The organism is Paracoccus indicus (assembly GCF_003056335.1).
Taxonomy (GTDB): domain Bacteria; phylum Pseudomonadota; class Alphaproteobacteria; order Rhodobacterales; family Rhodobacteraceae; genus Paracoccus; species Paracoccus indicus.
This window is the reverse complement of record NZ_PYWA01000002.1, coordinates 282,268-308,584: the sequence shown is the minus strand read 5'-3', so window position 1 is coordinate 308,584 and position 26,317 is coordinate 282,268. Positions and strand designations below refer to the sequence as shown.

The window sequence follows — 26,317 nt, the reverse complement described above, 5'->3', positions numbered from 1 at the left end:
GACCGCGAAGCTGCGGCAGAAGTTGAACGCAAATCGGCGGCGAGTTGCAAATGAACCACGCTCTCGACTTGTGAACTGATCGTGATTTTTGTTGCAGAAACGGGCGAGGGTTTCCCCTCGCCCGTCATGGATTTGCCTCAGTTCGCGGGTGCCGTCGTTTGCGGGTCGGCATCGTCAGGGGTCGCCTCGGGCGCAGGCTCGACGGGCTGCTGTTCGGGCGTCTCCTCGGCTTCCTGATCCGAGGGTTGATCCTGGATCGGTGCCCCGGGGGCGACGATCTCGGATTGCTCTTGCGGCGGGGTCGCAAGGCTTTCGGGAACGGGCGTCAGGCGCACGCCCGCAGCTTCGCCCAAGCGATTGCCTTCACGGTCAGTGACCTCGGGGGTGACAAGATCCTCGTCCTCGGCATCGGTTGCCGGTTTCGGCGCGGCTGCCTTCTCGGCCGAGTTGCCCGGCGGCACCGGCGTCGAGGCCGGGCTGGCGTTCTCGCCTCCGTCGTTCGACAGATAGGTGAAGAACTCGCTGTCGGGTTGGATCACCATCGAGCTGTTGTCCCCGCCAAGCGCCCGCTGATAGGAGGTCAGCGACCGGGTAAAGGCAAAGAACTCGGGGTCCCGGCCATAAGCGTCGGCATAGATCGCGTTGCGCTGCGCGTCGGCCTCGCCTCGGACGATCTCGGCGCGGCGGGTGGCCTCGGACGTCAGCTCGACCACGGTCCGGTCGGCGGCGGCGCGGACGCGCTGCGCAGCCTCGCCACCACGGGCGATCTCGTCTGCGGCCTCGCGCTGACGCTCGGCCCGCATCCGGCCATAGGTGGCGTTCAGGTTCTGCTCGGGCAGGTCGGTCCGGGTCAGGCGGACGTCGATGATCTCCACCCCCAGACCGCCCGAATTGTCGCGTGCCTCGTCGCGGATCTGGTTCATCAGCGTCGTGCGGTCATCCGACAGCACCGTCGTCGACGGCACGGTGCCCAGGACGCCACGGATGGCATCGACCACGATGGGCTGCAGACGTTGCTGGGCAGCCTGCACGCCGGCGGCACCGACAGCCTGACGGAAGCGGACCGGATCGGTGATGCGCCAGCGCGCGAAGGCATCGACCACCAGGCGGCGGTCGTCCAGCGGCGTGACTTCAAGCGGGCTGGTCGGCAGGCCCAGGATGCGGCCGTCGTATTTCACCACGTTGTCGATGAAGGGCAGCTTCATCCCCAGACCGGGGGTTTCCTGTACATCGACGACTCGCCCAAGGCGCAGGACAAGCGCCTTCTCACGTTCGTCCACGATGAACAGCGAGGATGCGGCGACCACGGCCACGACGACCAGCGCCGGAACGGCCAAAACCGAGAGAGCTTTCTTAGCGGATGCCATCAGTTCGTCCCTCCGGAGTTGTTGGATCGCAGCTGATCCAGCGGCAGATAGGGCACGACCCCCTGCCCCGAACCCTCGTTCAGACCCTCGCCGATGATGATCTTGTTCACGCCGCCAAGAACTTCCTCCATCGTTTCCAGATACATCCGGCGACGGGTGACTTCGGGGGCGTTCACATATTCCTCGTAGATCGAGTTGAAGCGCGCGGCTTCACCTGCAGCGTTGTTGACGGCCTGGGCGCGATAACCCTCGGCCTGTTCCAAGGTCTGGGCCGCGTCACCACGGGCCTGGGCCAGAACGCGGTTGGCATAGGCGTCGGCCTCTTTTTCAAGACGGTCGCGTTCCTGCTGGGCCGCCTGAACCTCGCGGAAGGCGTCGATGACCTCCTCGGGGGGGTCGGCGCGGTCCAGGTTGACGCGGATGACGTTGATGCCCGACTGGTATTCATCCAGTGTGGACTGCACCGCCTCGCGCAGGTCGGTCGCGATTGAGCCGCGGTCGCGGTTCAGGATCGGCGCCAGCTCGCTGCGCGCGATGATGTCGCGCATGGCGGATTCGGCCACGGCGCGGATCGTGTCGGCGGGATCGGCCAGGTTGAACAGATACATCTCGGGGTCGCGGATGTTCCAGACGACCTGGTATTCCATGTCCACGATGTTCTGGTCGCGCGTCAGCATCAGACCGCTGTCCATGGGACCGGCACGACCGGTGCCGATTTCCGTGGTGCGTTCGTTGGTGACGGCCACGACCTCGGCGGTGACGAAGGGCCAGGGGGCAAAATTCAGACCCTCGGTTCCCACGGCGACGGAACGACCAAACAGGAACTCGACGCTCTGTTCGTTCGTCTGGACGCGATAGAAGCTGGCGAAGGCCCAAAGCGCCACGGCGGCAAGGCCCGCCACCGCCAGCGTGCTGCGGTTCAGGCCGAAGTTCGGACCCGAAGGCCCACGTCCGCCGCCGGTGCCGCCGCCATTTCCGCGACCGCCCATCAGGACGCGAAGGCGTTCCTGGCCCTTCTTCATCAGCTCGTCGATCTCGGGGCGTTGGGGATCGCCCTGACCGGGACGGCGCGGCCCGTTGGGGGGCTGCCTGTCGCCCCATGGCCGATCGGAGGGCCGCTTGCCGCGATCCTTGCCATCATCGCCGCCGTTTCCTCCGCCGCCTCCGCCCCAGGGGCCCTGATTAGCCATCCGATCGACCTTCTTTCGTTGTAAATTCCGTTAGTTGAAAACTGGGGCTGGCGGGGGAAATGTCAACCCCGCCGGCCCGCCGCTGCTGCGGCCTAGGGCCGCGCCCTGTCAGCCCGGAACCCCTTCGTGACGCCGCGAGGGCTGGCGCATCGTCACCAGTTCCTCGGCTGCGGTGGGGTGGACCGCGATGGTGGCGTCGAATTGCGCCTTGGTCGCGCCCATGCCGATGGGGATGGCGGCCAACTGGATCATCTCTCCGGCCTCGGGGCCGAAGATGTGGCAGCCCAGCACTTTGTCCGTCGCTGGATCGACCAGCAATTTCATCATCATCCGCGCGTCGCTGCCCGCAAACATCGACCGCATGGGGCGGAAGACGGTGGAATAGACGTCGACGGGGCCGCGCAGCACGGCCTCTTCCTCGGTCAGGCCGACGGTGCCCAGTTCGTGCGGGCGCAGATAGACGGCGCTGGCGACAATGCTGTGATCGACGGTCCGCGGGTTGTTGCCAAAGACCGTATCGGCAAAGCTGTGACCTTCGCGGATGGCCACCGGCGTCAGATTGACGCGGTTGGTGACATCACCCACCGCAAAGACCGAGGGCACGCTTGTCTGTGACCATTCATCCACGATGATCGCGCCATTGGGCTGCGTCTTGACCTGCGTGTTCTCCAGCCCCAGGCCCCAGCTGTAGGGATCGCGGCCGGTGGCGAACATCACGGCATCGAAACGATCCGTGCTGTCGTCGTCGAAGGAGACGGTGATGCCGTCCGCATCCTTGTCCAGCCGCGTCGGCGTGATGCCAAGCCGCAGGTCGATACCTTGATGCGACAATTGCAGCGTCGCCAGATCGCGCGCCTCGCGGTCGAAGCCGCGCAGGACCGCATCGCCGCGATAGGCCTGAACGGTGTCCACGCCCAGCCCCGCCAGGATGGTCGCGAATTCGCAGGCGATGAAGCCGCCGCCGACCAGCAGGATGCGCTTGGGCAGCTTCTCCATCAGGAACAGATCGTCCGAGATCATCGCGTGTTCTTCGCCCGGGATGCCGATCTTGGCGGGGCGGCCTCCGGTGGCGATCAGGATGTGCTTGGCGGTCTTGCGCGTGCCGTCGGCCAGTTCGACCGTGTGGTGATCGGCCAGCTTGGCGCGCTGGTCGTGGACCTCGACGCCCGCGCGTTCCAGACCGGCGCGATAGATCAGTTCCAGCCGCGTCAGTTCGGCGTCCTGCTTTTCGCGATAGATCTCCCAGCTGAAATCGCCGGTCTTGGCGTCGGGCCAGCCATAGCCCTGCATCTCGACCTGCATGTTGCCGGCTTGGGATGCGAAAATCATCAGCTTCTTGGGGACGCAGCCGCGGATGACGCAGGTGCCGCCAAGGCGGCTTTCCTCGGCCAGACCGACCTTTGCGCCATGTTCACCAGCCGCGATGCGCGCCGCACGCACACCGCCCGAGCCGCCACCGATGACGAACAGATCATAGTCGAAAGTCACGCGTTCATTCTCCTTCGTGGGCCAGCATGTCGGCATCGATATCGGCATCACGGGCCAGTTCCACAACCGTGCCGTCGGCGCGGCCGACGATGGCCAGATCGCAGGTGCCCAGGAACAGCCCGTGTTCGACCACGCCGGGGATCGCCGCCAGCGCGCGGGCCAGCGCGGGCGCGTCATGGATTTCTTGCAGATGCAGGTCCAGGATATAGTTGCCCTCATCCGTGATCAGCGCGTCGCTGCCGTTCAGGCGCTGCAGGATGTCGCGGTCGCCAAGGTCCAGACCCTCCAGCGCGCGCCGGATCAGCTTGCGTGTGGTCTCGAAGCCGAATTGCAGGACCTCGACCGGCAGGGGGAAGGTGCCAAGCGTTTCCACGACCTTGCCGGGATCGGCGATGACGACCATGCGGTCGCTGGCATAGGCCACGATCTTTTCGCGCAGATGCGCCGCCCCGCCGCCCTTGATCAGATGCAGATGGGGGTCGACTTCATCGGCGCCGTCAATGGTCATGTCCAGCCAACCGATCTGGTCCAGCGTTTCGATCTGGATGCCCAGTTCGGTGGCCAGATCGGCGGTCGCCTTCGAGGTGGCGGCGCAGCGCAGCGTCAGCCCCTCGGCCTTGACCCGTTCGGCCAGCACGCGCACCATGATGCTGGCGGTCGAGCCGGTGCCCAGCCCAAGGCGCATCCCGTCCTGCACAAGGGCGACGGCGGCCTTCGAGGCGGCCAGCTTGGCCGGATCGACCTGCAACGATTGCGACATGACGGTTCCCTCTTGGATGATATGGCCCGCTTATAGGTCATGGCGCCGCGAAGCGCGAGGGGGACCGTCAGCCGCGGGCCAGCCCTTCGGGCAGGATCACGGTGAAACGGCTGCCCTTTCCACGCGTGCTTTCGATGCGCAGGCGACCCCGGTGGCGGTTCACGATATGCTTGACGATCGACAGGCCCAGCCCCGTCCCGCCCTGCGCCCGCGCGCGATGCGTGTCCACCCGATAGAAGCGTTCCGTCAGGCGCGGCAGATGCTGTTCCTCGATGCCCTCGCCCTGGTCGGAAATCGCGACCGCCCAGCCCGGGCCCCGCAGCAGCGGTTCATGCGCGATGCGGCTGACGGTGATGCCGACCTCTTCGCCCGCGGCGCCGTACTTGATGGCGTTCTCGATTAGGTTCTGGAAGACCTGCGTCAACTGGTCGGGATCGCCCGGCAGGCGGATGGCATCGTCCAGCCCCTGGGCGACGACCCGCAGACCGGCTTCCTCGGCGCGGGGCGTCATCATCGCCAGAACGCCCTGCAGCAGCGATGCCAGATCGACCTGCCCCGAGGGCCTGCGCCTTTCTTCGGCCTGCACGCGGCTCAGCGACAGAAGGTCGCTGATCAGCCGGTTCATGCGCCCCGCCTCGCGCTGCATGATGTCCAAAAAGCGGTCGCGGGCGCGGGCATCGTCGCGGGCCGGGCCGCGCAGGGTCTCGATGAAGCCGATCATGCCGGTCAGAGGCGTCTTCAGTTCATGGCTGACGTTGGCCACGAAATCGCGGCGCATCTGCTCGGCCTCTTCCTCGACGGATCGGTCGATGACGGCGATCGTCGCACCGCGCCCAAGGGCCGAGGGCAGCGGCGCCACCGTCACCTCGGCCACGATGTCGCGCCCGTCGGCGGCAAATTGCGCGCGCAGGGTCACGACTCCGTCCGGCGGGGTGGGCAGGGCCGGATCCGGGACGGGCGCGGTGGCGGCATCCGGGTTCAGGACCCAATCGACCGCCTGCACGACGAAAGGTTGGCGCAGCACGGTCACGAAGGGGCGGCCGACCAGATCCTTGCCGAACATCGCCACCGCCTGCTGGTTGACCGCGACGACGCGCGCCGTCTGATCGACCGCCAGCATCGGGACCGGCACGCCGTCCAGAAACCCCGACACGCGACGCAGCGCGCCCATCAGTCGGCGGCCCTCAGCCCGTCGCGGAACCGCACCGCATTGGCACGATAGCGTGCGGCAGACGCCCGCAGCCCGGCAATGGCGTCATCGTCAAGCATGCGGATCATCTTGCCCGGGGCGCCCATGACCAGGGCGCCCGCGGGAATGTCCTTGCCCTCGGCGATCAGGGCACCGGCGCCGATCAGCGCGCCTTCGCCGATGGTGGCACCGTTCAGAACCGTCGCCCCCATGCCGATCAACGCGCCGTCACCGATGGTGCAACCATGCAGCATGGCGCGGTGGCCGATGGTGCAATCGCGCCCGATGCGCAGCGGATGGCCGGGATCGGTGTGCAGGCACGACAGGTCCTGAACGTTGCTGCCCGCGCTGACGCGGATTTCCTCGTTGTCGCCGCGCAGCACGGCACCGAACCAGACCGAGGCCTCATCCTCCAGCACGACATTGCCCATGACCTGCGCGTCTGGCGCCACCCAGGCCGAGGCGGCGATCTGCGGGGCGATACCGTCCAGCGTCCAGATCATCACGCCTCCTCGGACATCAGGTTCTTGACGAAGCCGCCAAGGCCCGCCTGCCGGTCGCGGCGCAGGCGTTCGGCGGTCAGGATGGCACGCAGGTCGGCCTCGGTCCGGTCCAGATCGTCGTTGACCAGGACGTAATCGTATTCTGCCCAATGGCTGATCTCGTCCCGGCTTTTCAGCATGCGACCGGCGATGACCTCTTCGCTGTCCTGCCCACGGCTGCGCAGGCGGCGTTCCAGTTCCGGCAGGGATGGCGGCAGCACGAAGATCGATACCACATGCCCGCCAAGCGCCGAGGCGCGGATCTGTTGCCCGCCCTGCCAATCGACGTCGAACAAAGTGTCGCGCCCGTCGTTCATGGCCTTTTCCACCGGTCCGCGCGGACTGCCATAGAAATTGCCGAAGACCTCGGCGTGTTCCAGCATCTGGTCGGTCTCGATCAGGGTCCGGAACTGCTGGCGATCGGTGAAGAGGTAGTGAACGCCGTCGATCTCGCCCTCGCGCGGGGGGCGGGTCGTCGCCGAGACCGAAAAGCTGAGCGTCGGGTCCCAATCCATCAACCGCCGTGCCAGCGTGGACTTGCCCGCACCCGAAGGCGAGGACAGGATGATCATCAGGCCCGTTCGGTTCATCGTCATCTTGGGTCCTTCCTTCATGTCCCGGCGCTTTTGCATGGGGATGGCCCAAAGCGCGGGCGTCGGTCAACCCCGGATGATGCGGCCTTCGGGCATGGGGCATTCGGCGCGAAATCGGGGGCATTTGAAACAGATGCAACAATCACGTTTAACCATCCGTTCATGAAAGGACTGTGCGAATTGCCGCCTTGGGGGTATTCATGTCATGCGGATCGGGCAGCACAGGCTATGCCCGACAAACTGGTCAGAGGTCATCGGTGCCGGATCGCGACGATACGAAACAGACGCCCACGGGCAAGATCAGGCCGCTGGATGCGGGCCGTGTCCTGCAGATGCAGGACTACGAAGGCTGCAACCCTGACCGCACCCTTCGCGACATTCGCGCCTATTGGCACGGGCTGCGCAAGGGGCGCGCCGTTCCTGCCCGCACGGATGTCGATCCGCGCGGGATCGCGCGGGCCCTGGATTACGCCTTCATCCTGGAACGCATCGCGCCCGGCGCGGGACGCCTGCGCCTTGCGGGTCGGCATCTGATCGACCTGATGGGGATGGAGGTGCGCGGCATGCCGATCTGCGCCTTCCTGAACACCAGTTCGCGCGGGCGCTTTTCGGACGTCCTGGAAAGCGTCTTCAAGGCGCCGCAGATCGCGCAGCTGACCTTGGCGGCCAAGCCGGAATACGCGCGCCCCGAGTTGAAGGCGCAAATGCTGCTGCTGCCGCTGCGGTCGGACCTGGGGGATGTGACGCGGGCGCTTGGCTGCCTGATCGCCACGGGGGAAACAGGCGTGGCCCCGCGCCGCTTCGACCTGATCGGGGACGAGGTGATGCCCGTCATCGAGGGGGGCGCGACCCTTGCGCCCTCACCCTCGGCCATGGGGTTCGCGGAAGGGGCGCAGGATTTCACCCCTGCCCCGCCCGCCAAACTGGCCGAAAGCACGCCCGAGGAACGGCGCGCGATGTTTCGGGTCGTCACGCCCCGGCCGCCCTCGGGCGACCAAGGGTAGGTCGTTTCAGACCGTGACGACCTTGACCGCGCCGTTATGGGCCGAAAGCGCAATCTCGCCCGCGGCCAGCCGCAGCGCGTCATTGCCAAAGACGGTCGCGCGCCATCCGTTCAGCGCAGGCAGGTTGCGGTCGCCGGTCGCGATGGCGTCCAGATCGCCCGACGAGGCGATCAGCTTGGGCGCCACGCCCGCCGCATCGGCCTTGGCCTTCAGCAGCACCCGCAGCAGGTCCGACAGCGCGGCATTGCCGGGCTTGCCGGGTTCGTCGCCCTTGGGTTGCGGCAGATCCTTGGTTTCCAGCCCCGCCTTGACGGCGGCGATAATGCCGGCGGCGATGTCGCCCTTGCGGGCCTCGCGCAGTAGCAGCCGCGACTTGTTCAGATCACCCTCGGACTGCGGCTTGGTCGAGGCGACCTCGATCATCGCATCGTCCTTGTAGACGCGGCTGCGCGGGATGTCGCGGGCCTGGGCATAAGCCTCGCGGAACTTGGCCAGCTCGCGCAGGATCGCAAGGAAACGCGGCGAATTGGTGCGGGTGCGCACCTTCAGCCAAGCCTCCTCGGGGCGGGTGATATAGGTCTCGGGATTTTCAAGGACGGCGACTTCCTCGGCGACCCATGCCTCGCGGCCGGTCTTGGCCAGCTCGGCGGCCAGATGTTCATAGATGACCCGCAGATGGGTCACATCGGCCAGCGCATAGGCCTTCTGCGCATCCGACAAGGGACGCAGAGACCAATCGGTGAAGCGCGAGGATTTGTCGAGGTTCGCCTTGGCGATCTTGCGGACCAGTGTTTCGTATCCAACCTGTTCGCCGAAACCGCAGACCATGGCGGCAACCTGCGTGTCGAACAGCGGCGTGGGGAAGATCTGCGCGTCGTGGAAGAAGATCTCAAGATCCTGGCGGGCAGCATGGAAGACCTTGACCGTGCCGGTATGGCGAAAGAGGTCGTAAAGAGGTTCCAGCGACAGCCCGTCGGCCAGCGGATCGACCAGCACGGCCTCGCCGCCTTCGGCCTTGGCACCCCCGGCGGGCGGCACCGCCAGCTGGATCAGGCACAGCTTGGACCAATAGGTCCGCTCGCGTAGGAACTCGGTGTCGACGGTGACATAGGGGGCGGATTTCGCGGCCTCGCAGAAGCGGGCAAGGTCTTCGGTGCGGGTGATGGTCGGGATGTCTTGGCTCATGCGGGTCTTTCAGATGCGGCGGTTCGTCCGCCTTTCAGCCAGATTTACGCCCCCCCCGTAGGTTTGGAAACCCCCGTTCGTGGCGCGACCCTAATCCTCGGTATTGGCGGGGCGCGACCGCAACGCCTCGGCCACGCCGGGTTCGCAGGCGGTGCCGGGCTTCATGGGAACGCCGGTCCGGAAGGCCGCCCGCCCGATCAGATGCGCGGCCACGGGGGCGGTCAGGACGACGAACAGGAAGGCCGCCATGGCGCGGGCAAAGACCGTCGCCTCGTCGAAGGCAAGGCCCACGGCCAGCAGGATCATCCCCACCCCAAGCGTCCCCGCCTTGGTCGAGGCGTGCATCCGGTTCAGCAGGTCCGGCAGGCGCAGGACGCCAAGGCCCGCGCCAAGGCAGAAGAAGCCACCGCCCACGGTCAGTGCCGCGATGATCAGATCCATGATCATGCCTGTTCCCTTTCCTTGGCTTTCTGCAGGTCGATGGACTTCAGCTTGATCCGCCGCTCCAGATAGCGTGCAAGGCAGACGGTCGCCAGAAAGCCGACCAGCGCCAGCACCACGGCCACGTCCAGGAAGGCCGCGCTGTCGGCCTGCAAAGCCGCCAAACCGCCGAAGGCCACCAGTTGGATCGTCATCAGGTCCAGCGCCACGATCCGGTCGGCCAGCGTCGGCCCCTTGATCAGCCGGATCGCGGCCAGGGTCACGCCCAGGATGACAAGGGCGAAGCCCAGAAGGATTGCGTCGTTCAGAAGGCTCATGATGCTCACTCCGTTGCCTCGCGGACCCAGACCTCGAAGTGGTCGCGGATCTGTGCGCGGATCGCGTCGGGGTCGTCGCCGAACATCGCGTGGATATACAGCGTCTTGCGGTCGTCCGAAACGTCCAGGCTGAGGGTGCCCGGCGTCAACGAGATGAAGTTCGCCAGCATGGTGATCTGCAGGTCCGTGGTCACGTTCAGCGGAATGGCGATCAGCGCGGGCTTGCTGTCCTGCCCCGGCGTGAAGACGTCGCTGACGACCGAGAACGAGCTGACGACCAGCTCATAGATGAACATCACGACCAACCGCGCCCAGTAATAGAGCCGCATGAAATAGCCGCGCGACGAGGGGAACAGCGGGCGGACCAGCCACATCGCGGCCAGGCCGATCAGGAAGCCGGTGATCAGACCCGACAGCGTGACCCCGCCCGTCAGGGCGACCCATGCAAAGGCCAGGAACATGTTGATGGCAAAGAGGTTCACGGCTGCACCCCCAGAACGGTCTCAAGATAGGCACTCGGGTTCAACAGCTGCCCGGCAGCGGTTTCCGCGAACTGCACGAAGGGTTCGGGGAAGATGCCGATGACGCAGGTCATGGCGGCCAGCGTCGCGATGGGCAACATCAGCGCCAGCCGGTGCCCCACCGGAATATCCGACAGCCGCGGCTTGATCCCGTCGGGGTGGTCGGGCCAGAAGGCCGCACCCCAGATCTTGGTCATCGAGAAGATCGTCAGCAGGCCGACCGCCAGCCCCAGCCCCGCGACCACCCACATATCCAGATCTAGCGCCGCCTTGACGACGATGAACTTGGCCCAGAAGCCCGAGAGCGGCGGGAAGCCTGCCAGCGAGAATGCCGGGATCAGGAACAGGAAGGCCAGCAGCGGCGCATGGGCGTAAAGACCGCCGATGCGCGACAGCTCGGTCGAGCCGGCGATGCGCTTGGCGACACCCGCCACGAAGAAGAGGTTCGCCTTCACGATGATGTGGTGCACCAGGTAGAAGACCGCCCCCATCAGGCCAAGCGGCGTGTAAAGCGCCAGCCCCAGGATCATGTAGCCGATCTGGCTGATGATGTGGAACGACAGGATGCGGCGGAAATCATTCATCGCGGCGGCGCCCAGAACGCCCGTCACCATGGTGATGACCGACAGCCACAGAAGGATCGTATGGGTGAAACCGATGTCCTGATCGAAGATCAGCGTGAAGGCGCGGATCAGCGCATAGACGCCCACCTTGGTCAGCAGGCCCGCAAAGATCGCCGAGACCGCGACAGGCGGCGTGTGATAGGATGCGGGCAACCAGAAAAACAGCGGGAACATCGCGGCCTTGACCCCGAAGGCCACCATGAACATCACGGCGATGGTGGTCAGCAGGCCGGTGTTTTCGACCTCGCGGACGGCCAGATGCAGGTCGGCCATGTTCAGCGTGCCGGTGATGCCGTAGAGCAGGCCGATGCCGGTCAGGAACATGATGGTCGAGATCAAGTTCAGCGTCACATACTTGATGCCGCCGTCCAGCTGCTCGCGCGATCCGCCCAGAACCAGCAGGCCGAAGCTGGCGATCAGCATCACCTCGAACCAGACATAGAGGTTGAACAGATCGCCCGTCAGGAAGGCGCCGCAGACGCCGACCAGCAGCACCTGCAACAGCGCGTGAAAGCCCAGCTGTTCCAGACGGCGCGGGATCTCGGCCAGCGAATAGACCACGGTGGCAAAACCGGTGATGGCGGTGATGACCACCATCACCGCGCTGAGGTAATCGGCCACCAGCGTGATCCCGAAGGGCGCGTCCCAATTCGACATCTGCGCCGCGATCACGCCCTGCTGCAACACGTTCGCCATCAACAGACCGCTGGCCAGCAGCAGCGCGCCCGTCCCGGCAAGCGAGATCCAGCGCCCGGCGGGCGAACGGCGGAACAGATAGGAGGCAACGGCGGTCATCATCGGAATGATGATCGGATAGACAAGAAGCCAGCTCATTTATGGGTATCCTCGGGCTCGGCCAGGCGCATTTCGTCGCTGTTGACGGTGCCGAGGGACTTGTAGGTGCGATAGACCAGCGCCAGCGTGAAGGCCAGAAGGCCGAAGCCGATGACGATGGCCGTCAGCACCAGCGCCTGCGGCAGGGCATTGGCGATCTGCCCGTCGGGGGCATAGGCGCCATCCGCGATCAGCGGCGGCGCACCGGCAGTCAACCGACCGGCGGCGAAGATCACCAGGTTGACCGCATTCGACAGCAGCACCAGTCCGAACAGGAAACGCAGCACGTTGCGGTCCAGCATCAGGTAGACGGATGTGGCCACGACGATGCCGATGGTGATTGCAAGCAGCAGCTCCACGATCAGATCTCCCGTTCAAGGGCGAAGACAAGCGTCAGGATGCCGCCGAAAACCGCCATGTAGACGCCGATGTCGAAGAACAGCACCGATGAGATCGGGATGCCCTTGCCGCCATCCTCGGCGAAAAGAAACAGCCATTGGCCGGTGAAGAAGGGCTGGTTCGCAAGCCCCGCGGACAGACCGGAAAGGCCTGCGACGCCGACGCCAAGCATGGCGATATTGGCGGGATCGACCTTCAGCGCACGCGCCGCATCCTCGACCGAGGCCGCGATGGCATAGAGAATGAAGGCCGTGGCCCCGATCAGCCCGCCGATGAAGCCGCCGCCCGGCAGGTTGTGGCCGCGCAGCAGCGCATAGACCGAAAACACAAGCAGCAGGGCGACCAGCAGGCGCGTGGTGGTGGTCAGGATCAGCGACTGCATCTTATGCCTCCCTCTCGTCGTCCGGCACGGCCTTCTTGACGCCGCGCAGCAGGGCATAGGCCGCGATGGCCGCCATGGTGACCACGGTGATCTCGCCGAAGGTGTCCAGGGCACGGAAATCGACCAGGATCACGTTCACGATGTTGCGGCCATGGGCATCGGGATAGGACGCCTTTTCGAAGAACTCGGTCAGCCGCGGATCGAAATCGCTGCCCAGGACCGAGATCATCAGGAAGGTCGTCACGACCCCCACCCCGCCTGCGATGATCGCATGTCCGGTGCGGAAATTCTTGGACGACCGGCGCGGCAGATAGGGCAGCCGCAGCATCACAAGGCTGACCAGCACGACGACCAGAACCTCGACCAGCAGCTGGGTGATGGCGACATCGGGGGCGCTGAAGATGATGAAGATCAGCGACACGCCGATCCCCACCACGCCCATGCCCGCCACCGCGGTCATCCGGCTGTGCGTCCAGACCACCAGAATGGATCCGACCGCGATCAGCGCCAGAACGGTCCATTGCACGGGATGCGCCTCGGCCTGCGACAGGCCTGGCAGGCCGCTGAAGGCGCCCTTGACCAGATAGGTGCCCCCGACCATCACGATGAAGGCGCCGAAGATCACCGCCATATAGCGCTGCAGGCTGCCCGTCTGGATCAGCCCCGTCTGCCATGCGGCAAAAGCCTTGAAGCCGTCCAGCAGGCGGTCCCATCCGGCGTCGAAATCGATCGGGTTTCGGTTCTCGATGCGGGTCAGGGCGCTGCGGATGCGAGTGTGAACCAGATACAGCAGCAGACCGGCTGCGAAGGTCGCCAGCGACAGGTACAGCGCCGCGTTCAAGCCGCCCCACAGGTGCAGGTGCAGATCCTCATGCGGGCCATAGACGGCGCGGGCGCCGGGACCGACGATATATTCGCCCAGCAGGTCCGGCATCAGGCCGAAGGTCAGCGACAGCGCGCCCAGAACCAGCGGTCCCGCCAGCATCTGCCACGGGCCTTCATGCGCCTTGTGGGGCGTCTCGGCCAGCTGCCCGCGGAAGGGCTTCAGCGCGACGATCCCGCCCGCCACGAACATCAGCGCGCTGGCGGCGAAGGTCATCGCCGTCACCCAGATCATGCCCTGATCCAGGCCCAGGCTGGCCTTGTACATGTATTCCTTGCCGACAAAGCCCACCAGCGGCGGGATGCCCGCCATACTCAGCGCCGCCAATGCGGCGGCAAGCGCGGTCAGCGGCATGGCGCGGCCAAGGCCACGCAGCACCGTCGCGTCGCGCGTGCCCGTCGAATGGTCCACGATGCCGATCATCAGGAACAGCGCCGCCTTGTAGAGCGAGTGCACCACCAGGAACAGCATCGCCGCCGAGATGGCGTAATGCGTGCCCGCGCCGATGAACATGGTCAGCGTGCCCAGCGCCATCAGCGTGGTATAGGCCAGCACCTGCTTGATGTCCGTCTGGCGCAGCGCCATGACCGAGGCGAAGACCGCCGTCACGCCGCCAAAGATGGTCAGCACCCAGAACCAGACATCGGTGCCGCCCAACGCCGGGTTCATCCGCGCCATCAGGAAGACGCCCGCCTTCACCATGGTGGCGCTGTGCAGATAGGCCGAAACCGGCGTCGGCGCGGCCATGGCATTGGGCAGCCAGAAATGGAACGGCACCTGCGCCGATTTGGTGAAGGCCCCTGCCAGGAACATCAGCAGGATCGCCAGGTACCAGGGATGGGCGCGGATCATGTCGCCCTGGGGCAGGATCTCCGATAGCTCATAGCTGCCGGCGATGTTGCCAAGAACGATGATGCCCGCCAGCAGGATCAGCCCCCCTGCCCCGGTGACCAGCAGCGCCTGAAGCGCCGAACGCCGCGACGCCGCCTTGTCGGCATTGAATCCGATCAGCAGGTAGGAGGAGATCGTCGTGACCTCCCAGAAGACGAAGACCGAGATCAGGTTGTCGGCCAGCACAAGGCCCAGCATCCCCACCATGAAGATCAGCAGATAGCTGACGAAGCGCGGATAATGCGGGTGATCGCCCAGATAGCGCGACGAATACAGCGTCACCGCCGTCCCGATCCCGGTGATCAGCAGCGCGAAGGTCATGCTGAGCCCGTCCAGAATCACCGACAGCCGGATGCCCAGCGACGGCACCCAGTCGATGCCCCGCATGACCGGTGTTTGGGCGATCTGCGGCAGCAGACCTGCGAAATAGATGAAGAGTGCCGCCGGAAACAGGATCGATATCCACCCGGCAGGCCCGCCCATGAAGCGTGGCACCTTGATATAGTCGTCAGCCATGTCTCGAACCTCTGTCGCGGCATGCGTTTGGCGCAGGGTCTAGCACCCTTTCCGGGGGGAAAACAGACGCCCGCGGGCGCTAATCGTCGCACAAGTCACGAAAATGACATGCCGGCAGGCGGGGTCGGGGATGAAATGCGCCGATGTCGGCAGGGCCGGTCTTGCCGCAGGGCAGGCTTGGTTTCAGTATGGCGCGCAAGCGCGACGGCCCGTCCATCGCGATTCGACAGACAGGAAAAGGATATCCCATGCAGCACGCCAAGACGCTTATCGACACCCGGAACCCGGCCATGCAGATCGGCCTGACCCTGGCGGCGGCGGCGCTGATCGCACTTGGCGCCAAGGTGCAGGTTCCCTTCTGGCCGGTTCCGATGACCCTGCAGACGCTGGCCGTGCTGGTCATCGCGGCGGGGCTTGGGCCGCGCTTGGGGCTGGCGGCCATGGGCGCCTACATGGCGGCGGGCATCGCGGGCCTGCCGGTCTTTGCCGGATCGCCGGAACGCGGGCTGGGGCTGGCCTATCTGGCGGGGCCAACGACCGGCTTCCTGATCGGCATGGCGCTGGCCATGGTCGTGACCGGCGTTCTGGCACGCGGTCGGGGCCCTGGGATGAAGGCCGTGGCGCTGATCGCCGGGACCGTCGCCATCTATGTTCCGGGGCTGATCTGGCTGTCGGGCTTCGTGCCGTCGGACAAGCTGCTGGCGGTGGGCGTGGCACCCTTCATCCTGGGCGATATGGTCAAGATCGTCATCGGTACCATGCTGCTGCAGGCCGGTCGTCGCCTGCGCGGCTGATACCGGCACACGTCCTCGGGTAAGAAAAGCGAACGGGGCCGCCATCGGCCCCGTCCCTGCGTTCTGCCCCTGCGTCATCACAGGCTTTTGCGCTATCGCCCTGACTGCACGACGTGCAAGATGGCCCGCGTCACGCAACCGTTCCCATAAAAGGACGCGACCGACATGCCCCATGACGAACCGCTGCACGGCGACATCATCCGTCGGGTCGAGGAGAGCTTTGCAGCACAGGGCCTGATGCAGCATCTGGGCGTCGAAATCGCCTGCATTCGACCCGGAGAGGTGACGCTGCGCCTGCCCTATGACGCTCGGCTGACCCAGCACCACGGCTTTTTCCATGCGGGCGCGACCTCGGCGCTGGCGGATACGGCCGGGGGCTTTGCCGGCTTCACGCAATTTCCGCCCGACAGCAGCGTGCTGACCACGGAATTCAAGATGAACCTGCTGGCCCCCGCCCGTGGCGAATGCCTGATCGCCGTGGGGCGGGTGATCCGGTCGGGCCGGACGCTGACCGTCTGTCAGCTGGACGTGCATGCTCAGCAGGGCGACGACCGGACCCATGTCGCCACGGGACTGCAGACACTGATCTGCCTGCCAGCCAGCGCTCCGGAAAGCCCCCCACGTGACACCACCCCCGGCTTGTCGTAGACAGCCGCAAAACTGATGTGAACCGCAAAGGGTGGAATGATGGCACAGGCAAATATCGGGCTGATCGGATTGGGGACCATGGGGGCGGCGCTGGCGCTGAACATCGCCGAGAAGGGCTTTCCCATCGCCGTCTGGAACCGCACGACCGAGGTGACGCGCAAGTTCCACGCAACCGCGGGCGATCTGGCCGACAGCGTCATCCCGACCGAGACCCTGGCCGATTTCGTCGCCGCCATCACGCCCCCCCGCGCCATCGTCCTGATGGTGCCCGCAGGTCCCGCCGTCGATGCGCAGCTCGAGGCGCTGACCCCGCTGCTGGATGCGGACGATCTGGTGATCGATGCGGGCAACGCCGATTTCCACGATACCAACCGCCGCAGCGACGCGGGCCTGCCCTTCCACTTCCTGGGCATGGGCGTCTCGGGTGGTGAAGAGGGCGCGCGTCACGGTCCGGCCATCATGGGCGGCGGCGATGCGGCCGATTGGGACCGTGTGTCCAAGGTGATGAACGCGATCTCGGCCAAGGCGGACGATGGTGAACCCTGCGCGGCGCGCATGGGTGACGCGGGTGCCGGTCACTTCGTCAAGATGGTCCACAACGGCATCGAATACGCCGACATGCAAATGATCGCCGAGGTCTATGGCCTGATGCGCGACGGCATGGGCATGGATGCGGGCGCCATCTCGGACGTCTTCGCGGGCTGGAACGAGGGCGTGCTGTCCAGCTATCTGATCGAGATCTCGGCCAAGGTCACGGCAGCCGCCGACAAGCATACCGGCAAGCCCATGCCCGATGTCATCCTGGACCGTGCAGGCCAGAAAGGCACGGGCCGCTGGACCGCCATCGAGGCGCAGCACCTCTCCGCCCCCATCCCCGTGATCGAGGCTGCCGTGATGGCGCGCAACGTCTCGGCCCGTCTGGATGAACGCAAGGCCGGTCAGGATCGCTTCGGCGCCGCCCCCCAGCCTTGCGACATGGACCCGAAGGCGCTGGAGCAGGCGCTGATCGTCGGCAAGATCATGTGCTATGCGCAGGGCTTCACGATGATCTCGGGCGCGTCCGAGCGCTTCGGCTGGACCCTGAACCTGCCCGAGATCGCCAAGGTCTGGCGCGCGGGCTGCATCATCCGGTCCTCGATGCTGAACGACATGGCCGAAGCCTTGGGCGAAAACCCCGACCGCAACCTGATCATGGCGCCCTTCTTTGCCGATCTGATCGAAAAGGGCGTCCCCGCCCTGCGCCAGGTCGTGTCGCAGGGCATTGCCGCCGGTCACGCGCTGCCGGCGCTTGCCTCGGGGTTGATGTGGTTCGACATGATGCGCACGGCACGCGGCACGGCAAACATGCTGCAGGCACAGCGCGACTTCTTCGGCGCCCACGGGTTCGAACGTCTGGACGAAGTTCAGGACAGCCACGGCCCCTGGGGCAGCAACGCCTGATCGAGGATACCGGGATCAGCCGCGCGGGCGGCTGATCTCACCCAAGGTCAGTACGGGCGAGGCATCGATGCCCTGTGCGTTCAGCATGGCGGCCACGCGTTCCAGCGCCGCGACCAGCATCGACTGTTCCCAATCCTGCATGCTCTGGAAGCCCTTGACGAAATGCTGCTGCAGCGCGTCGGGTGCATCGCGCAACGCCTGCGCGCCCCCTTCGGTCAGGATCACATGCAGCTGTCGCCGGTCAGTCACCGATCTTTCGCGCGACGTCAGACCCAGCTTGTTCAGCTGATCGACCAAGGCCGTCACGGTCGCCTGGCTGACCCCCATGCGGCCCGCCAGCGTCGTCGGTGTCGCACGCTGCCCCTCGGCCGCGGCAAGGATCTGCAACACCCGCAGCTTGGCAGGCGTCAGCCGCGCCGATTGCGCCAGTTCGCGTTCGTATTGTTCGGTGGCCCTCAGGATGCGCCGCAGCGCGATCAGAGCGTCATCCGTGCGGGGATATGGGGCGGGCTGCGTCATGGTGTCCATCATGCCATTCGGGTGGGCGGCAAGGCAATGCCGGGTGCTTCATCGGGTAAATAATTTGCTTGACGAACGGGTTTCATCACGGACCCGTGTCGAAAAGCGCGAATAAGCCTTTAAATCTAAGTTACTTAGCTGAAAAGGCCCAAATATTTGCGATTCCCTTGCAACCATAGGGCAAGTTTACTAGTTAGATGGTCGAAGCAATTGAGGACCAGCCGCACATGCCCAAAGACATGCAAGACATCGAACGCCCCCAGCAGCTGACTCTGCGCAAGCCAGACGCAACCGATGGCGCCGCCATCTGGGAGCTGGTGCGCAGCTGCAAGCCGTTGGACGAGAACTCGATGTACTGCAATCTGGTGCAGGCTGAACACTTCCGCGACACCTGCGTCGTCGCAGAGCTGGACGGTGAAGTGGTCGGCTGGATTTCGGGTCACATGATCCCGAACCAGGACGCATTGTTCGTCTGGCAGGTCGCAGTTGGCAAGGAAGCCCGTGGTTTGGGGCTGGGACGCAAGATGCTGACGCATCTGGTCGGACGCGACGAATGCGCCGATGCGACCCGGATCAACACCACGATCACGCTGGACAACGACGCATCCTGGGGCCTGTTCCGCAGCTTTGCCCGCCACATGGGCGGCAAGCTGAGCGATGACCCCCACTTCATGCGCCATCGGCATTTTGCGGGCCATCACGCGACCGAGCATATGGTGACCATCACCCTGCCGTCGGATGCGGCGCAGGCGAAAGCCGCTTAAATTCATTCAGCTATCTAAGCAATTCAGAACGCATCCTGATGCGAAAGGATATCCTATGCCCAACGACATGATGACGACTGACACCGACAAGACCATCTTCACCCGCCGCGAAAGCGAGGCTCGATCCTATTGCCGGGGCATCCCGAATGTCTTCACCTCGGCCAGCGGTTCGATCATGCGCGCCGAGGATGGCACCGAATACATCGATTTTCTGGCCGGCTGTTCGTCGCTGAACTATGGCCACAACGACCCGGACATGAAGGCCGCGCTGGTCGATCACATCACCAATGACGGCATCGCCCATGGTCTGGACCTGCACACCACCACCAAGGCCGACTTCCTGGGTGCCTTCGAAAAACACATCCTGAAGCCCCGTGGCATGGATCATCGCGTAATGTTCATGGGTCCGACCGGCGCGAATGCCGTCGAGGCTGCCATGAAGATCGCCCGCAAATCGACAGGTCGCACCAATATCATCGCCTTCACCAACGGCTTCCACGGCGTGACCATGGGTGCCTTGGCCGCGACCGGCAACGGGTATCACCGCGGCGGTGCCGGCATGGATGCGACTGGCGTGACGCGCATGCCCTATGACGATTACGCCGATGGCGTGGACAGCGCGGCTCTGCTGGATCAGATGCTGTCGGACGCCTCGGGCGGCATCGACGCACCGGCGGCGATCATGCTGGAGACGATCCAAGGCGAGGGCGGCCTGAACGCAGCCTCGGGTGAATTCGTCTGCAAGCTGGCCGATATCGCCAAGCGCCACGGCGCGCTGCTGATCTTGGATGACATCCAGGCCGGTTGCGGTCGCAGCGGCAAGTTCTTCTCGTTCGAGGACATGGGCGTCGTGCCGGACCTGGTGCCGATGGCCAAGTCGATCTCGGGCTTCGGCCTGCCGCTGGCGATGGTTCTGGTGCGCCCCGAACATGACGTTTTCGGACCTGCCGAACACAACGGCACCTTCCGGGGCAACACCCATGCCTTCGTGACCGCCCGCGTCGCCATCGAGAAGTTCTGGTCCGACAAGGCTTTCGAGGCCGAACTGGCCGAAAAGGCCGCGCTGATCGAAAAGCGCCTGACCGAACTGGCCGAAATGATCCCCGGCGCCTACCTGAAGGGCCGCGGCCTGATGCGCGGCGTCGATGTCGGCACCGGCGAACTGGCCGCCGCCATTTGCGCCCGCGCCTTTGAGAACGGCCTGATCATCGAAACCTCGGGGAACGAGGATCAGGTGGTCAAGGTACTGGCCGCGCTGACGACGCCCATCGAAGTTTTCAACAAGGGCTTCGACATCCTGCTGGATGCAGCCCGCGACGTCCTTTCCACGACCAAGATTGCAGCGGAGTAACATCATGATTGTACGCGATTTCAACAAGCTCAAAGACACCGACCGTTCGGTTTCGGACGCCCAGTGGAACTCGGTCCGCATGCTGTTGGCCGACGACGGAATGGGGTTCTCGTTCCACATCACGACACTTCATGCGGGGTCGGAACACCAGTTCCACTATAAGCATCACTTCGAAAGCGTGTTCTGCATGCAGGGCAAAGGCTCGATCACCGATCTGGGTACCGGTGAAACGCATGAGATCACGCCCGGCGTGATGTATGCACTGAACCTTCACGACAAGCACATCCTGCGCGCGGAAGAGACGCTGGTCATGGCCTGCTGCTTCAACCCGCCCGTGACCGGGACCGAAGTTCACCGCGAAGACGGCAGCTATGCCCCTGCCGAAGAAACGGCGTAAGTCATGGCAGACCCGAACAACACACACACGGTCGAAAAGATCGGTGGCACGTCGATGTCGCGGGTCCATGAGTTGCGCGACACCCTGCTGATCGGGGACCGCACGGGGACCGACCTATACGGTCGGATCTTCGTGGTCTCGGCCTTCGGCGGCATCACCAACCTGCTGCTGGAGCACAAGAAGTCGGGCAAGCCCGGCGTCTATGCGGCCTTCGCCAACGGCGGCGGCGACCATGGCTGGCTCGAGGCGTTGGACCGCGTCTCGGACGCCATGATCGAGGCGCATCGCGGTATCCTGGAACATCCCGGTGATCTGGAACGTGCCGACGACTTCGTGCGTGACCGCATCCTTGGCGCCCGCAACTGCCTGATCGACCTGCAGCGCCTGTGCTCCTATGGCCATTTCCGCCTCTCCGAACACATGCTGCAGACCCGCGAATTGCTCTCGGGCCTGGGCGAGGCGCATTCCGCCTTCGTCACCACGCTGATGATCCAGCGGGCCGGTGTTCAGGCGCGTTTCGTCGACCTGTCGGGTTGGCGCGACGAGGGCGAGGTCAGCCTGGACGAACGCATCACCGGTGCAATGGAAGGCGTCGATCCGCATTCCGAGATCCCGATCGTCACCGGCTATGCCCAGTGCCGCGAAGGCCTGATGCGCGAATTCGACCGCGGCTATTCCGAGGTGACCTTCTCGCGGCTTGCCGCCCTGACCGGCGCACGCGAGGCGATCATCCACAAGGAGTTCCACCTGTCCTCGGCGGACCCGAACCTTGTCGGCGCGGATGCCGTCCGCAAGCTGGGGCGCACCAATTACGACGTGGCCGACCAGCTGTCGAACCTGGGAATGGAGGCGATCCACCCCAAGGCCGCCAAGACGCTGCGCCAATCGGGCGTTCCCCTGCGCGTGACCAATGCCTTCGAACCGCATGATCCCGGCACCCTGATCGACGATCAGCCCGCCTCCGAGCCGGGGGTCGAGATCGTCACCGGTCTGGACGTCTTGGCGCTGGAACTGTTCGAGCAGGACATGGTCGGGGCCAAGGGCTATGACGCCTTCATCCTCGAGGTGCTGACCCGTCACAAGGTGCGCATTGTCAGCAAGGTGTCTAACGCCAATACGATCACGCATTACGTCGACAGCAGCCTCAAGGTGCTGCGCCGCGTTGAAAAGGACCTGACCGAGCGTTACCCCTCGGCCGATGTCTCCTCGCGCGCGGTGGCCATGGCCTCGGCCGTGGGACGTGATCTGGACGGTCTGGCAGTCCTCAGCCGCGGCTTGAACGCGCTGGCTGCGGCCGATCTGGAGGCGATCGGCGCGACGCAGGGCCCCCGTCCCGTCGATGTGCAGTTCATCGTCGAACGCGACTCGCTGGCAGGTGTCATCAAGGCCCTGCACCGCGCCTTGGTCGAAGATCAGGCGCAGCTGATCAGCAAGGCCGCCTGAGGCCTATAAGCCAAGAAACCCCAAGGGGGCGTTCCGCAAGGTTCGCCCCCTTTTCCTGTTCCGGGTGAAGCCCCTGCCCCCTTGCAGCCACAGGACCACCGTCCTATATCAGATCTGTTCGAAGCAATTCGGACTATGGACATAAACGCGCTCGTAATAAGCGGATCGGACCCGGGGGCGGTACCCGGCGGCTCCACCAGACAACCCTTCATTGGGGGCGAATGGGGCCGAAACAGGATCGACGAACGTCTAAAGGGGTAAGCTTTGTCTCGGTGAGCTACTACCGTTATCGGTGCAAAACGTACAGTTGCCAATGACAACCGTGCTCCGGTCGCTCTGGCTGCGTAAGCAGTCCGAAAGATCGAAACCTAAGCCCTTGCGCCTAGCAGCGTAAGGCGGGGCCCGCAGGAGCCTGGCAACAGAATCCTGCACCTCATTTCCCCACATGCCCCCCTTTTCTTCGACGCCCATATCCCTATGCTTGGCGCGCAAGATGAAAGGTTGAACCATGGCGCGGTCTGAATTGGATTACGGCGGAATGATGCATCGCGCGATGCAGGGGCTGATTGCCGAAGTGCTGCGCAAGGTCGCGCGCGACGGCCTGCCGGGCGAACACCATTTCTTCATCACCTTCGATACTCGCGACGATGGCGTCGAGATGGCCGATTGGCTGCGCGAACGCTATCCCGAGGAAATGACCATCGTCGTGCAGAACTGGTTCGACAACCTGACCGTGGCGGACGACCATTTCACCATCACATTGAATTTCGGCAATTCCCCCGAACCGCTGCACATCCCCTTCGATGCGCTGCGCACCTTCGTCGACCCCTCGGTCGAATTCGGCCTGCGCTTCGAGACGCAGGACGGCGAGGACGAGGATGAGGATGCCGAGGTCGACGCCGATTTCGACCTCAACGCCGAGGATGACGGCGACGACACCCCCCCTTCGGGCGGCGGAGAGGTCGTCAGCCTGGATCGCTGGCGCAAGTAAACTGGCGACGGGGACGACTGCGATGCATGGATTGTCCGCCTTCCCCATCACCCCCACTGATGATGACGGCAATCCGATCGCTGCGGAACTGGCGGGCCTGATCGACCGCCTCGGGCAGGCCGGCGTCGACAGCATCGGGATCCTGGGTTCGACCGGGGGCTATGCCTATCTGACGCCGGATCAACGGATGCGGGCGACCCAGATCGCCTTGGACGCGGCGCAAGCGCCGGTCATCGTAGGCGTCGGGGCGCTGCGCAGCGACGTCTCGGCGCGGCTGGCCCGTCATGCCGCCGATGCGGGCGCGGCGGGGCTGCTGCTGGCGCCCATGTCCTATACCCCTTTGACCGAGGATGAGGTCTTTCAGCATTTCAGGACCGTCGCAGGGGCCTCGGATCTGCCGATCTGCATCTACAACAACCCATCGACCACGCATTTCTCCTTCAGCCCGGAACTGCTGGCCCGGCTGGCGCAGCTGCCGCAGGTGAGCGCCGTCAAGATGCCCCTGCCCGCCGATGATGATTTTACGGGACGCATCGCAGAGCTGCGCAGCCTGCTGCCATCGGGTTTCGCCATCGGCTACAGCGGTGACTGGGGCTGCGCGGATGCCCTGCTGGCAGGCGCGGATGCCTGGTTCAGCGTCGCGGCGGGTTTGTGGCCGGAGCAATCGCTGGCGTTAACACGCGCGGCCATGTCGGGCGATCACAATCCGACGCAGGAATGGCAGGCGCGGTTCCAAACGCTCTGGGATCTGTTCATCGCCCATGGCAGCCTGCGTGTGGTCCATGCAGCGGCCCGTATCATGGGGCTGACGACGGCCCTGCCCCCGCGTCCGCTGCTGCCCCTGCCCGATGATGCGATGCCACGCTTGGGTTCTGCCATCGACGCACTGCAGGGCTGACGCCGCCCGCATACCGTTGCATACCAATTGCGAATCCGGCCCTGCGCCGCTACAACCCGCGTGAAAACCGCAAGGGAGCGACCCGATGACCAAGACCCGTACCGAAACCGACAGCTTTGGCCCGCTGGACGTCGATGCGTCGAAATACTGGGGCGCTCAGACGCAGCGGTCCATCATCAACTTCCCCATCGGTTGGGAACGCCAGCCCGTCGCCATCATCCGCGCGCTTGGTGCCATCAAGCTGGCCGCCGCCCGCGTGAACCGCACCAATGGCGATCTGCCCGCCGATCTGGCCGATGCGATGGAACAGGCCGCGACCGAGGTCTTCGAGGGCAAGTTCGACGACAACTTCCCGCTGGTCGTTTGGCAGACGGGGTCGGGCACCCAATCGAACATGAACGCCAACGAGGTGATCAGCAACCGCGCGATCGAAATCATGGGCGGCGAGATGGGCTCCAAGAAGCCCGTCCACCCCAACGACCACTGCAACATGGGCCAGTCGTCGAACGACACCTTCCCGACGGCCATGCATGTCGGCATCGGCATGATGGCGCGCGACGTGCTGCTGCCGGGTCTGGAAAAGCTGGCATCCGCGCTGGAGGCCAAGTCGGACGAATTCAAGGACATCATCAAGATCGGCCGCACCCACACCCAGGATGCGACGCCGCTGACGCTTGGCCAGGAATTCGGCGGCTATGCCCATCAGGTCCGCAAGGGGATCGAGAGGGTGAAGGCCTGCCTGCCCGACATCTATGAGCTGGCGCAGGGTGGCACCGCCGTCGGCACGGGCCTGAACACCAAGAAGGGCTGGGACACCGCCATCGCGGCCGAGATCGCCAAGATCACCGACCTGCCCTTCGTCACCGCCCCCAACAAGTTCGAGGCGCTGGCCGCTCATGACGCGATGGTCATGTTCTCGGGCGCGCTGAAGACGGTGGCGGCATCGCTGTTCAAGATCGCCAACGACATGCGCCTGCTGGGGTCCGGTCCGCGTTCGGGTCTGGGCGAATTGATCCTGCCGGAAAACGAACCCGGTTCCTCGATCATGCCGGGCAAGGTGAACCCGACCCAGGCCGAGGCGCTGACCATGGTCTGCGCCCATGTCATGGGCAATGACGCGGCCATCGGTTTCGCCGGGTCGCAGGGACATTTCGAGCTGAACGTCTACAACCCGATGATGTCCTACAACCTGATGCAGTCGATGCAGCTTCTGGGCGATGCGGCGGGCAGCTTCACCGACAACATGGTCGTGGGCACGAAGGCCAACGTCGAACGCATCGAGAAGCTGATGAAGGAATCGCTGATGCTGGTCACGGCGCTGGCCCCCACCATCGGCTATGACAACGCCACCAAGGTCGCCAAGACCGCGCATAAGAACGGCACCACCCTGCGCGAAGAGGCGATCAACCTGGGCTTCGTCGACGGCGAGACCTTCGACCGCGTCGTCCGCCCCGAGGAGATGATCAGCCCCAAGGGTTGATCACCGATCAGGGCGGGGCCATCATGGTCCCGCCCCTTTTCCAACAAAGGCACCGCCATGGCCCGCGTCATCAACCTGCGCACCGCCCGCAAGCAGCGTGACCGCGACCACAAGCGGTCCGAAGCCGATGCCAGCGCCGCAAAGCACGGCGAGGCAAAGCCTGTTTCCGATCTGCGCAAGGCCTTGGCCGAACAGGACGCACGCAGGCTGGACAGGCATCGCACCGATGATTGACCTGCCCCCCATGTCGCCGCCAGCCAAGCGCTCGGTGACGATCGACGGGCACCGAACCTCGGTCTCGCTGGAGGATCCGTTCTGGCGGCTGCTGACCGTCGAGGCCGGTGCCCGCGACATGACCCGCGCCGCCCTGATCGGCCATATCGACCATGCCCGCCCGCCCGATGTGGGGTTGGCGACGGCGCTGCGGCTATTCGTGCTGCACGGCCTGATGACCAAGGATTGACACG

At 65.0% G+C, this 26,317-nt stretch carries 29 protein-coding genes and 1 other RNA gene; 14 read left to right on the top strand and 16 right to left on the bottom strand.

What is annotated here, in order from left to right:
• Positions 1-137 precede the first annotated feature (137 nt).
• From hflC to gmk, 7 genes are all read right to left on the bottom strand, one after another.
• On the bottom strand, positions 138-1,367 hold the full coding sequence (gene hflC, locus DDE75_RS04440) for an SPFH domain-containing protein (protein WP_108501167.1): 1,230 nt from the start codon (positions 1,365-1,367) through the stop codon (positions 138-140).
• Entirely contained in the window at positions 1,367-2,557 is a 1,191-nt protein-coding gene (gene hflK, locus DDE75_RS04435; RefSeq protein WP_108501166.1) for an FtsH protease activity modulator HflK, read from the bottom strand. The genes hflC and hflK overlap by 1 nt, the downstream gene beginning before the upstream one ends.
• Before the next feature lie 108 nt (positions 2,558-2,665).
• A complete protein-coding gene (gene gorA / locus DDE75_RS04430) occupies positions 2,666-4,045 on the bottom strand; it encodes a glutathione-disulfide reductase (RefSeq protein WP_108501347.1) in 1,380 nt (459 codons plus the stop codon).
• Positions 4,046-4,049: 4 nt separating this feature from the next.
• Complete coding sequence (gene rpiA, locus DDE75_RS04425; RefSeq protein WP_108501165.1) at positions 4,050-4,805, bottom strand: ribose-5-phosphate isomerase RpiA; 756 nt, start codon at positions 4,803-4,805, stop codon at positions 4,050-4,052.
• A 67-nt stretch (positions 4,806-4,872) separates the two neighbouring features.
• Positions 4,873-5,976 carry a sensor histidine kinase gene (locus DDE75_RS04420; protein ID WP_108501164.1) on the bottom strand — a complete coding sequence of 368 codons (1,104 nt, stop codon included), beginning with the start codon at positions 5,974-5,976 and terminating at the stop codon, positions 4,873-4,875.
• Entirely contained in the window at positions 5,976-6,497 is a 522-nt protein-coding gene (locus DDE75_RS04415; RefSeq protein WP_108501163.1) for a gamma carbonic anhydrase family protein, read from the bottom strand. The genes DDE75_RS04420 and DDE75_RS04415 overlap by 1 nt, the downstream gene beginning before the upstream one ends.
• A complete protein-coding gene (gene gmk, locus DDE75_RS04410) occupies positions 6,497-7,126 on the bottom strand; it encodes a guanylate kinase (protein WP_162798912.1) in 630 nt (209 codons plus the stop codon). The genes DDE75_RS04415 and gmk overlap by 1 nt, the downstream gene beginning before the upstream one ends.
• 260 nt (positions 7,127-7,386) lie before the next feature.
• On the opposite strand from gmk, the gene DDE75_RS04405 reads away from it, so the two are divergent.
• Positions 7,387-8,133, top strand: a complete 747-nt coding sequence (locus DDE75_RS04405) for a PAS domain-containing protein (protein WP_245894615.1) — start codon at positions 7,387-7,389, stop codon at positions 8,131-8,133.
• A 6-nt stretch (positions 8,134-8,139) separates the two neighbouring features.
• Here the strand turns inward: DDE75_RS04405 and rnd are convergent, their stop codons facing one another.
• The 8 genes from rnd to DDE75_RS04365 all read right to left on the bottom strand — a co-directional run bounded on the left by rnd (position 8,140) and on the right by DDE75_RS04365 (position 15,125).
• A complete protein-coding gene (rnd, locus tag DDE75_RS04400) occupies positions 8,140-9,306 on the bottom strand; it encodes a ribonuclease D (RefSeq protein ID WP_108501345.1) in 1,167 nt (388 codons plus the stop codon).
• A 102-nt stretch (positions 9,307-9,408) separates the two neighbouring features.
• The gene (gene mnhG / locus DDE75_RS04395) at positions 9,409-9,765 is read right to left on the bottom strand and encodes a monovalent cation/H(+) antiporter subunit G (RefSeq protein WP_108501161.1); all 357 of its coding nucleotides are present in this window, start codon (positions 9,763-9,765) and stop codon (positions 9,409-9,411) included.
• Entirely contained in the window at positions 9,762-10,076 is a 315-nt protein-coding gene (locus tag DDE75_RS04390) for a cation:proton antiporter (protein ID WP_108501160.1), read from the bottom strand. The genes mnhG and DDE75_RS04390 overlap by 4 nt, the downstream gene beginning before the upstream one ends.
• A gap of 5 nt (positions 10,077-10,081) precedes the next feature.
• Entirely contained in the window at positions 10,082-10,558 is a 477-nt protein-coding gene (locus DDE75_RS04385; protein WP_108501159.1) for a Na+/H+ antiporter subunit E, read from the bottom strand.
• Positions 10,555-12,054 carry a Na+/H+ antiporter subunit D gene (locus DDE75_RS04380; protein WP_108501158.1) on the bottom strand — a complete coding sequence of 500 codons (1,500 nt, stop codon included), beginning with the start codon at positions 12,052-12,054 and terminating at the stop codon, positions 10,555-10,557. The genes DDE75_RS04385 and DDE75_RS04380 overlap by 4 nt, the downstream gene beginning before the upstream one ends.
• On the bottom strand, positions 12,051-12,413 hold the full coding sequence (locus DDE75_RS04375) for a Na+/H+ antiporter subunit C (protein ID WP_108501157.1): 363 nt from the start codon (positions 12,411-12,413) through the stop codon (positions 12,051-12,053). Before DDE75_RS04375 ends, DDE75_RS04380 begins: the two co-directional genes overlap by 4 nt.
• Positions 12,414-12,415: 2 nt before the next feature.
• Complete coding sequence (locus DDE75_RS04370) at positions 12,416-12,835, bottom strand: MnhB domain-containing protein (protein WP_108501156.1); 420 nt, start codon at positions 12,833-12,835, stop codon at positions 12,416-12,418.
• Between the two features lies 1 nt (position 12,836).
• The gene (locus DDE75_RS04365) at positions 12,837-15,125 is read right to left on the bottom strand and encodes a putative monovalent cation/H+ antiporter subunit A (protein WP_108501155.1); all 2,289 of its coding nucleotides are present in this window, start codon (positions 15,123-15,125) and stop codon (positions 12,837-12,839) included.
• Between the two features lie 248 nt (positions 15,126-15,373).
• On the opposite strand from DDE75_RS04365, the gene DDE75_RS04360 reads away from it, so the two are divergent.
• From DDE75_RS04360 to gndA, 3 genes are all read left to right on the top strand, one after another.
• Complete coding sequence (locus tag DDE75_RS04360) at positions 15,374-15,919, top strand: biotin transporter BioY (protein ID WP_108501344.1); 546 nt, start codon at positions 15,374-15,376, stop codon at positions 15,917-15,919.
• 165 nt (positions 15,920-16,084) lie between these two features.
• Complete coding sequence (locus DDE75_RS04355) at positions 16,085-16,567, top strand: PaaI family thioesterase (protein WP_245894614.1); 483 nt, start codon at positions 16,085-16,087, stop codon at positions 16,565-16,567.
• Positions 16,568-16,606: 39 nt separating this feature from the next.
• On the top strand, positions 16,607-18,007 hold the full coding sequence (gene gndA / locus DDE75_RS04350; RefSeq protein WP_108501342.1) for an NADP-dependent phosphogluconate dehydrogenase: 1,401 nt from the start codon (positions 16,607-16,609) through the stop codon (positions 18,005-18,007).
• A gap of 15 nt (positions 18,008-18,022) precedes the next feature.
• Here gndA and DDE75_RS04345 read toward each other — a convergent pair whose 3' ends face one another.
• Complete coding sequence (locus DDE75_RS04345) at positions 18,023-18,538, bottom strand: MarR family winged helix-turn-helix transcriptional regulator (protein WP_418304171.1); 516 nt, start codon at positions 18,536-18,538, stop codon at positions 18,023-18,025.
• A gap of 215 nt (positions 18,539-18,753) precedes the next feature.
• On the opposite strand from DDE75_RS04345, the gene ectA reads away from it, so the two are divergent.
• From ectA to DDE75_RS04295, 10 genes are all read left to right on the top strand, one after another.
• Entirely contained in the window at positions 18,754-19,290 is a 537-nt protein-coding gene (gene ectA / locus DDE75_RS04340) for a diaminobutyrate acetyltransferase (protein ID WP_108501340.1), read from the top strand.
• 55 nt (positions 19,291-19,345) lie between these two features.
• On the top strand, positions 19,346-20,641 hold the full coding sequence (ectB, locus tag DDE75_RS04335; RefSeq protein WP_170310920.1) for a diaminobutyrate--2-oxoglutarate transaminase: 1,296 nt from the start codon (positions 19,346-19,348) through the stop codon (positions 20,639-20,641).
• 4 nt (positions 20,642-20,645) lie between these two features.
• Positions 20,646-21,038, top strand: a complete 393-nt coding sequence (locus DDE75_RS04330) for an ectoine synthase (protein WP_108501154.1) — start codon at positions 20,646-20,648, stop codon at positions 21,036-21,038.
• Positions 21,039-21,041: 3 nt separating this feature from the next.
• Positions 21,042-22,481 carry an aspartate kinase gene (locus tag DDE75_RS04325; RefSeq protein WP_108501153.1) on the top strand — a complete coding sequence of 480 codons (1,440 nt, stop codon included), beginning with the start codon at positions 21,042-21,044 and terminating at the stop codon, positions 22,479-22,481.
• Between the two features lie 77 nt (positions 22,482-22,558).
• Positions 22,559-22,914: a transfer-messenger RNA gene (ssrA, locus tag DDE75_RS04320) on the top strand.
• 75 nt (positions 22,915-22,989) lie between these two features.
• On the top strand, positions 22,990-23,472 hold the full coding sequence (locus DDE75_RS04315) for an SspB family protein (RefSeq protein ID WP_108501152.1): 483 nt from the start codon (positions 22,990-22,992) through the stop codon (positions 23,470-23,472).
• A gap of 22 nt (positions 23,473-23,494) precedes the next feature.
• Complete coding sequence (locus DDE75_RS04310) at positions 23,495-24,370, top strand: dihydrodipicolinate synthase family protein (RefSeq protein ID WP_108501151.1); 876 nt, start codon at positions 23,495-23,497, stop codon at positions 24,368-24,370.
• Between the two features lie 85 nt (positions 24,371-24,455).
• Positions 24,456-25,850 (top strand): class II fumarate hydratase, encoded by a 1,395-nt coding sequence (gene fumC / locus DDE75_RS04305; protein ID WP_108501150.1) that lies wholly within the window; start codon positions 24,456-24,458, stop codon positions 25,848-25,850.
• A 57-nt stretch (positions 25,851-25,907) separates the two neighbouring features.
• On the top strand, positions 25,908-26,084 hold the full coding sequence (locus DDE75_RS04300; protein ID WP_108501149.1) for a DUF4169 family protein: 177 nt from the start codon (positions 25,908-25,910) through the stop codon (positions 26,082-26,084).
• Entirely contained in the window at positions 26,077-26,313 is a 237-nt protein-coding gene (locus DDE75_RS04295) for a ribbon-helix-helix domain-containing protein (RefSeq protein WP_211659296.1), read from the top strand. Before DDE75_RS04300 ends, DDE75_RS04295 begins: the two co-directional genes overlap by 8 nt.
• The last annotated feature ends 4 nt before the right edge of the window (positions 26,314-26,317 follow it).

Coding starts and splice junctions, on each gene's coding strand:
- hflC (WP_108501167.1), bottom strand. CDS start 1,367: ATGGCATCCGCTAAGAAAGCTCTCTCGGTTTTGGCCGTTCCGGCGCTG.
- hflK (WP_108501166.1), bottom strand. CDS start 2,557: ATGGCTAATCAGGGCCCCTGGGGCGGAGGCGGCGGAGGAAACGGCGGC.
- rpiA (WP_108501165.1), bottom strand. CDS start 4,805: ATGTCGCAATCGTTGCAGGTCGATCCGGCCAAGCTGGCCGCCTCGAAG.
- DDE75_RS04420 (WP_108501164.1), bottom strand. CDS start 5,976: ATGGGCGCGCTGCGTCGCGTGTCGGGGTTTCTGGACGGCGTGCCGGTC.
- DDE75_RS04415 (WP_108501163.1), bottom strand. CDS start 6,497: ATGATCTGGACGCTGGACGGTATCGCCCCGCAGATCGCCGCCTCGGCC.
- gmk (WP_162798912.1), bottom strand. CDS start 7,126: ATGAACCGAACGGGCCTGATGATCATCCTGTCCTCGCCTTCGGGTGCG.
- mnhG (WP_108501161.1), bottom strand. CDS start 9,765: ATGATCATGGATCTGATCATCGCGGCACTGACCGTGGGCGGTGGCTTC.
- DDE75_RS04390 (WP_108501160.1), bottom strand. CDS start 10,076: ATGAGCCTTCTGAACGACGCAATCCTTCTGGGCTTCGCCCTTGTCATC.
- DDE75_RS04380 (WP_108501158.1), bottom strand. CDS start 12,054: ATGAGCTGGCTTCTTGTCTATCCGATCATCATTCCGATGATGACCGCC.
- DDE75_RS04370 (WP_108501156.1), bottom strand. CDS start 12,835: ATGCAGTCGCTGATCCTGACCACCACCACGCGCCTGCTGGTCGCCCTG.
- DDE75_RS04365 (WP_108501155.1), bottom strand. CDS start 15,125: ATGGCTGACGACTATATCAAGGTGCCACGCTTCATGGGCGGGCCTGCC.
- DDE75_RS04360 (WP_108501344.1), top strand. CDS start 15,374: ATGCAGCACGCCAAGACGCTTATCGACACCCGGAACCCGGCCATGCAG.
- DDE75_RS04355 (WP_245894614.1), top strand. CDS start 16,085: ATGCCCCATGACGAACCGCTGCACGGCGACATCATCCGTCGGGTCGAG.
- gndA (WP_108501342.1), top strand. CDS start 16,607: ATGGCACAGGCAAATATCGGGCTGATCGGATTGGGGACCATGGGGGCG.
- DDE75_RS04345 (WP_418304171.1), bottom strand. CDS start 18,538: ATGATGGACACCATGACGCAGCCCGCCCCATATCCCCGCACGGATGAC.
- ectA (WP_108501340.1), top strand. CDS start 18,754: ATGCCCAAAGACATGCAAGACATCGAACGCCCCCAGCAGCTGACTCTG.
- ectB (WP_170310920.1), top strand. CDS start 19,346: ATGCCCAACGACATGATGACGACTGACACCGACAAGACCATCTTCACC.
- DDE75_RS04330 (WP_108501154.1), top strand. CDS start 20,646: ATGATTGTACGCGATTTCAACAAGCTCAAAGACACCGACCGTTCGGTT.
- DDE75_RS04325 (WP_108501153.1), top strand. CDS start 21,042: ATGGCAGACCCGAACAACACACACACGGTCGAAAAGATCGGTGGCACG.
- DDE75_RS04315 (WP_108501152.1), top strand. CDS start 22,990: ATGGCGCGGTCTGAATTGGATTACGGCGGAATGATGCATCGCGCGATG.
- DDE75_RS04310 (WP_108501151.1), top strand. CDS start 23,495: ATGCATGGATTGTCCGCCTTCCCCATCACCCCCACTGATGATGACGGC.
- fumC (WP_108501150.1), top strand. CDS start 24,456: ATGACCAAGACCCGTACCGAAACCGACAGCTTTGGCCCGCTGGACGTC.
- DDE75_RS04300 (WP_108501149.1), top strand. CDS start 25,908: ATGGCCCGCGTCATCAACCTGCGCACCGCCCGCAAGCAGCGTGACCGC.
- DDE75_RS04295 (WP_211659296.1), top strand. CDS start 26,077: ATGATTGACCTGCCCCCCATGTCGCCGCCAGCCAAGCGCTCGGTGACG.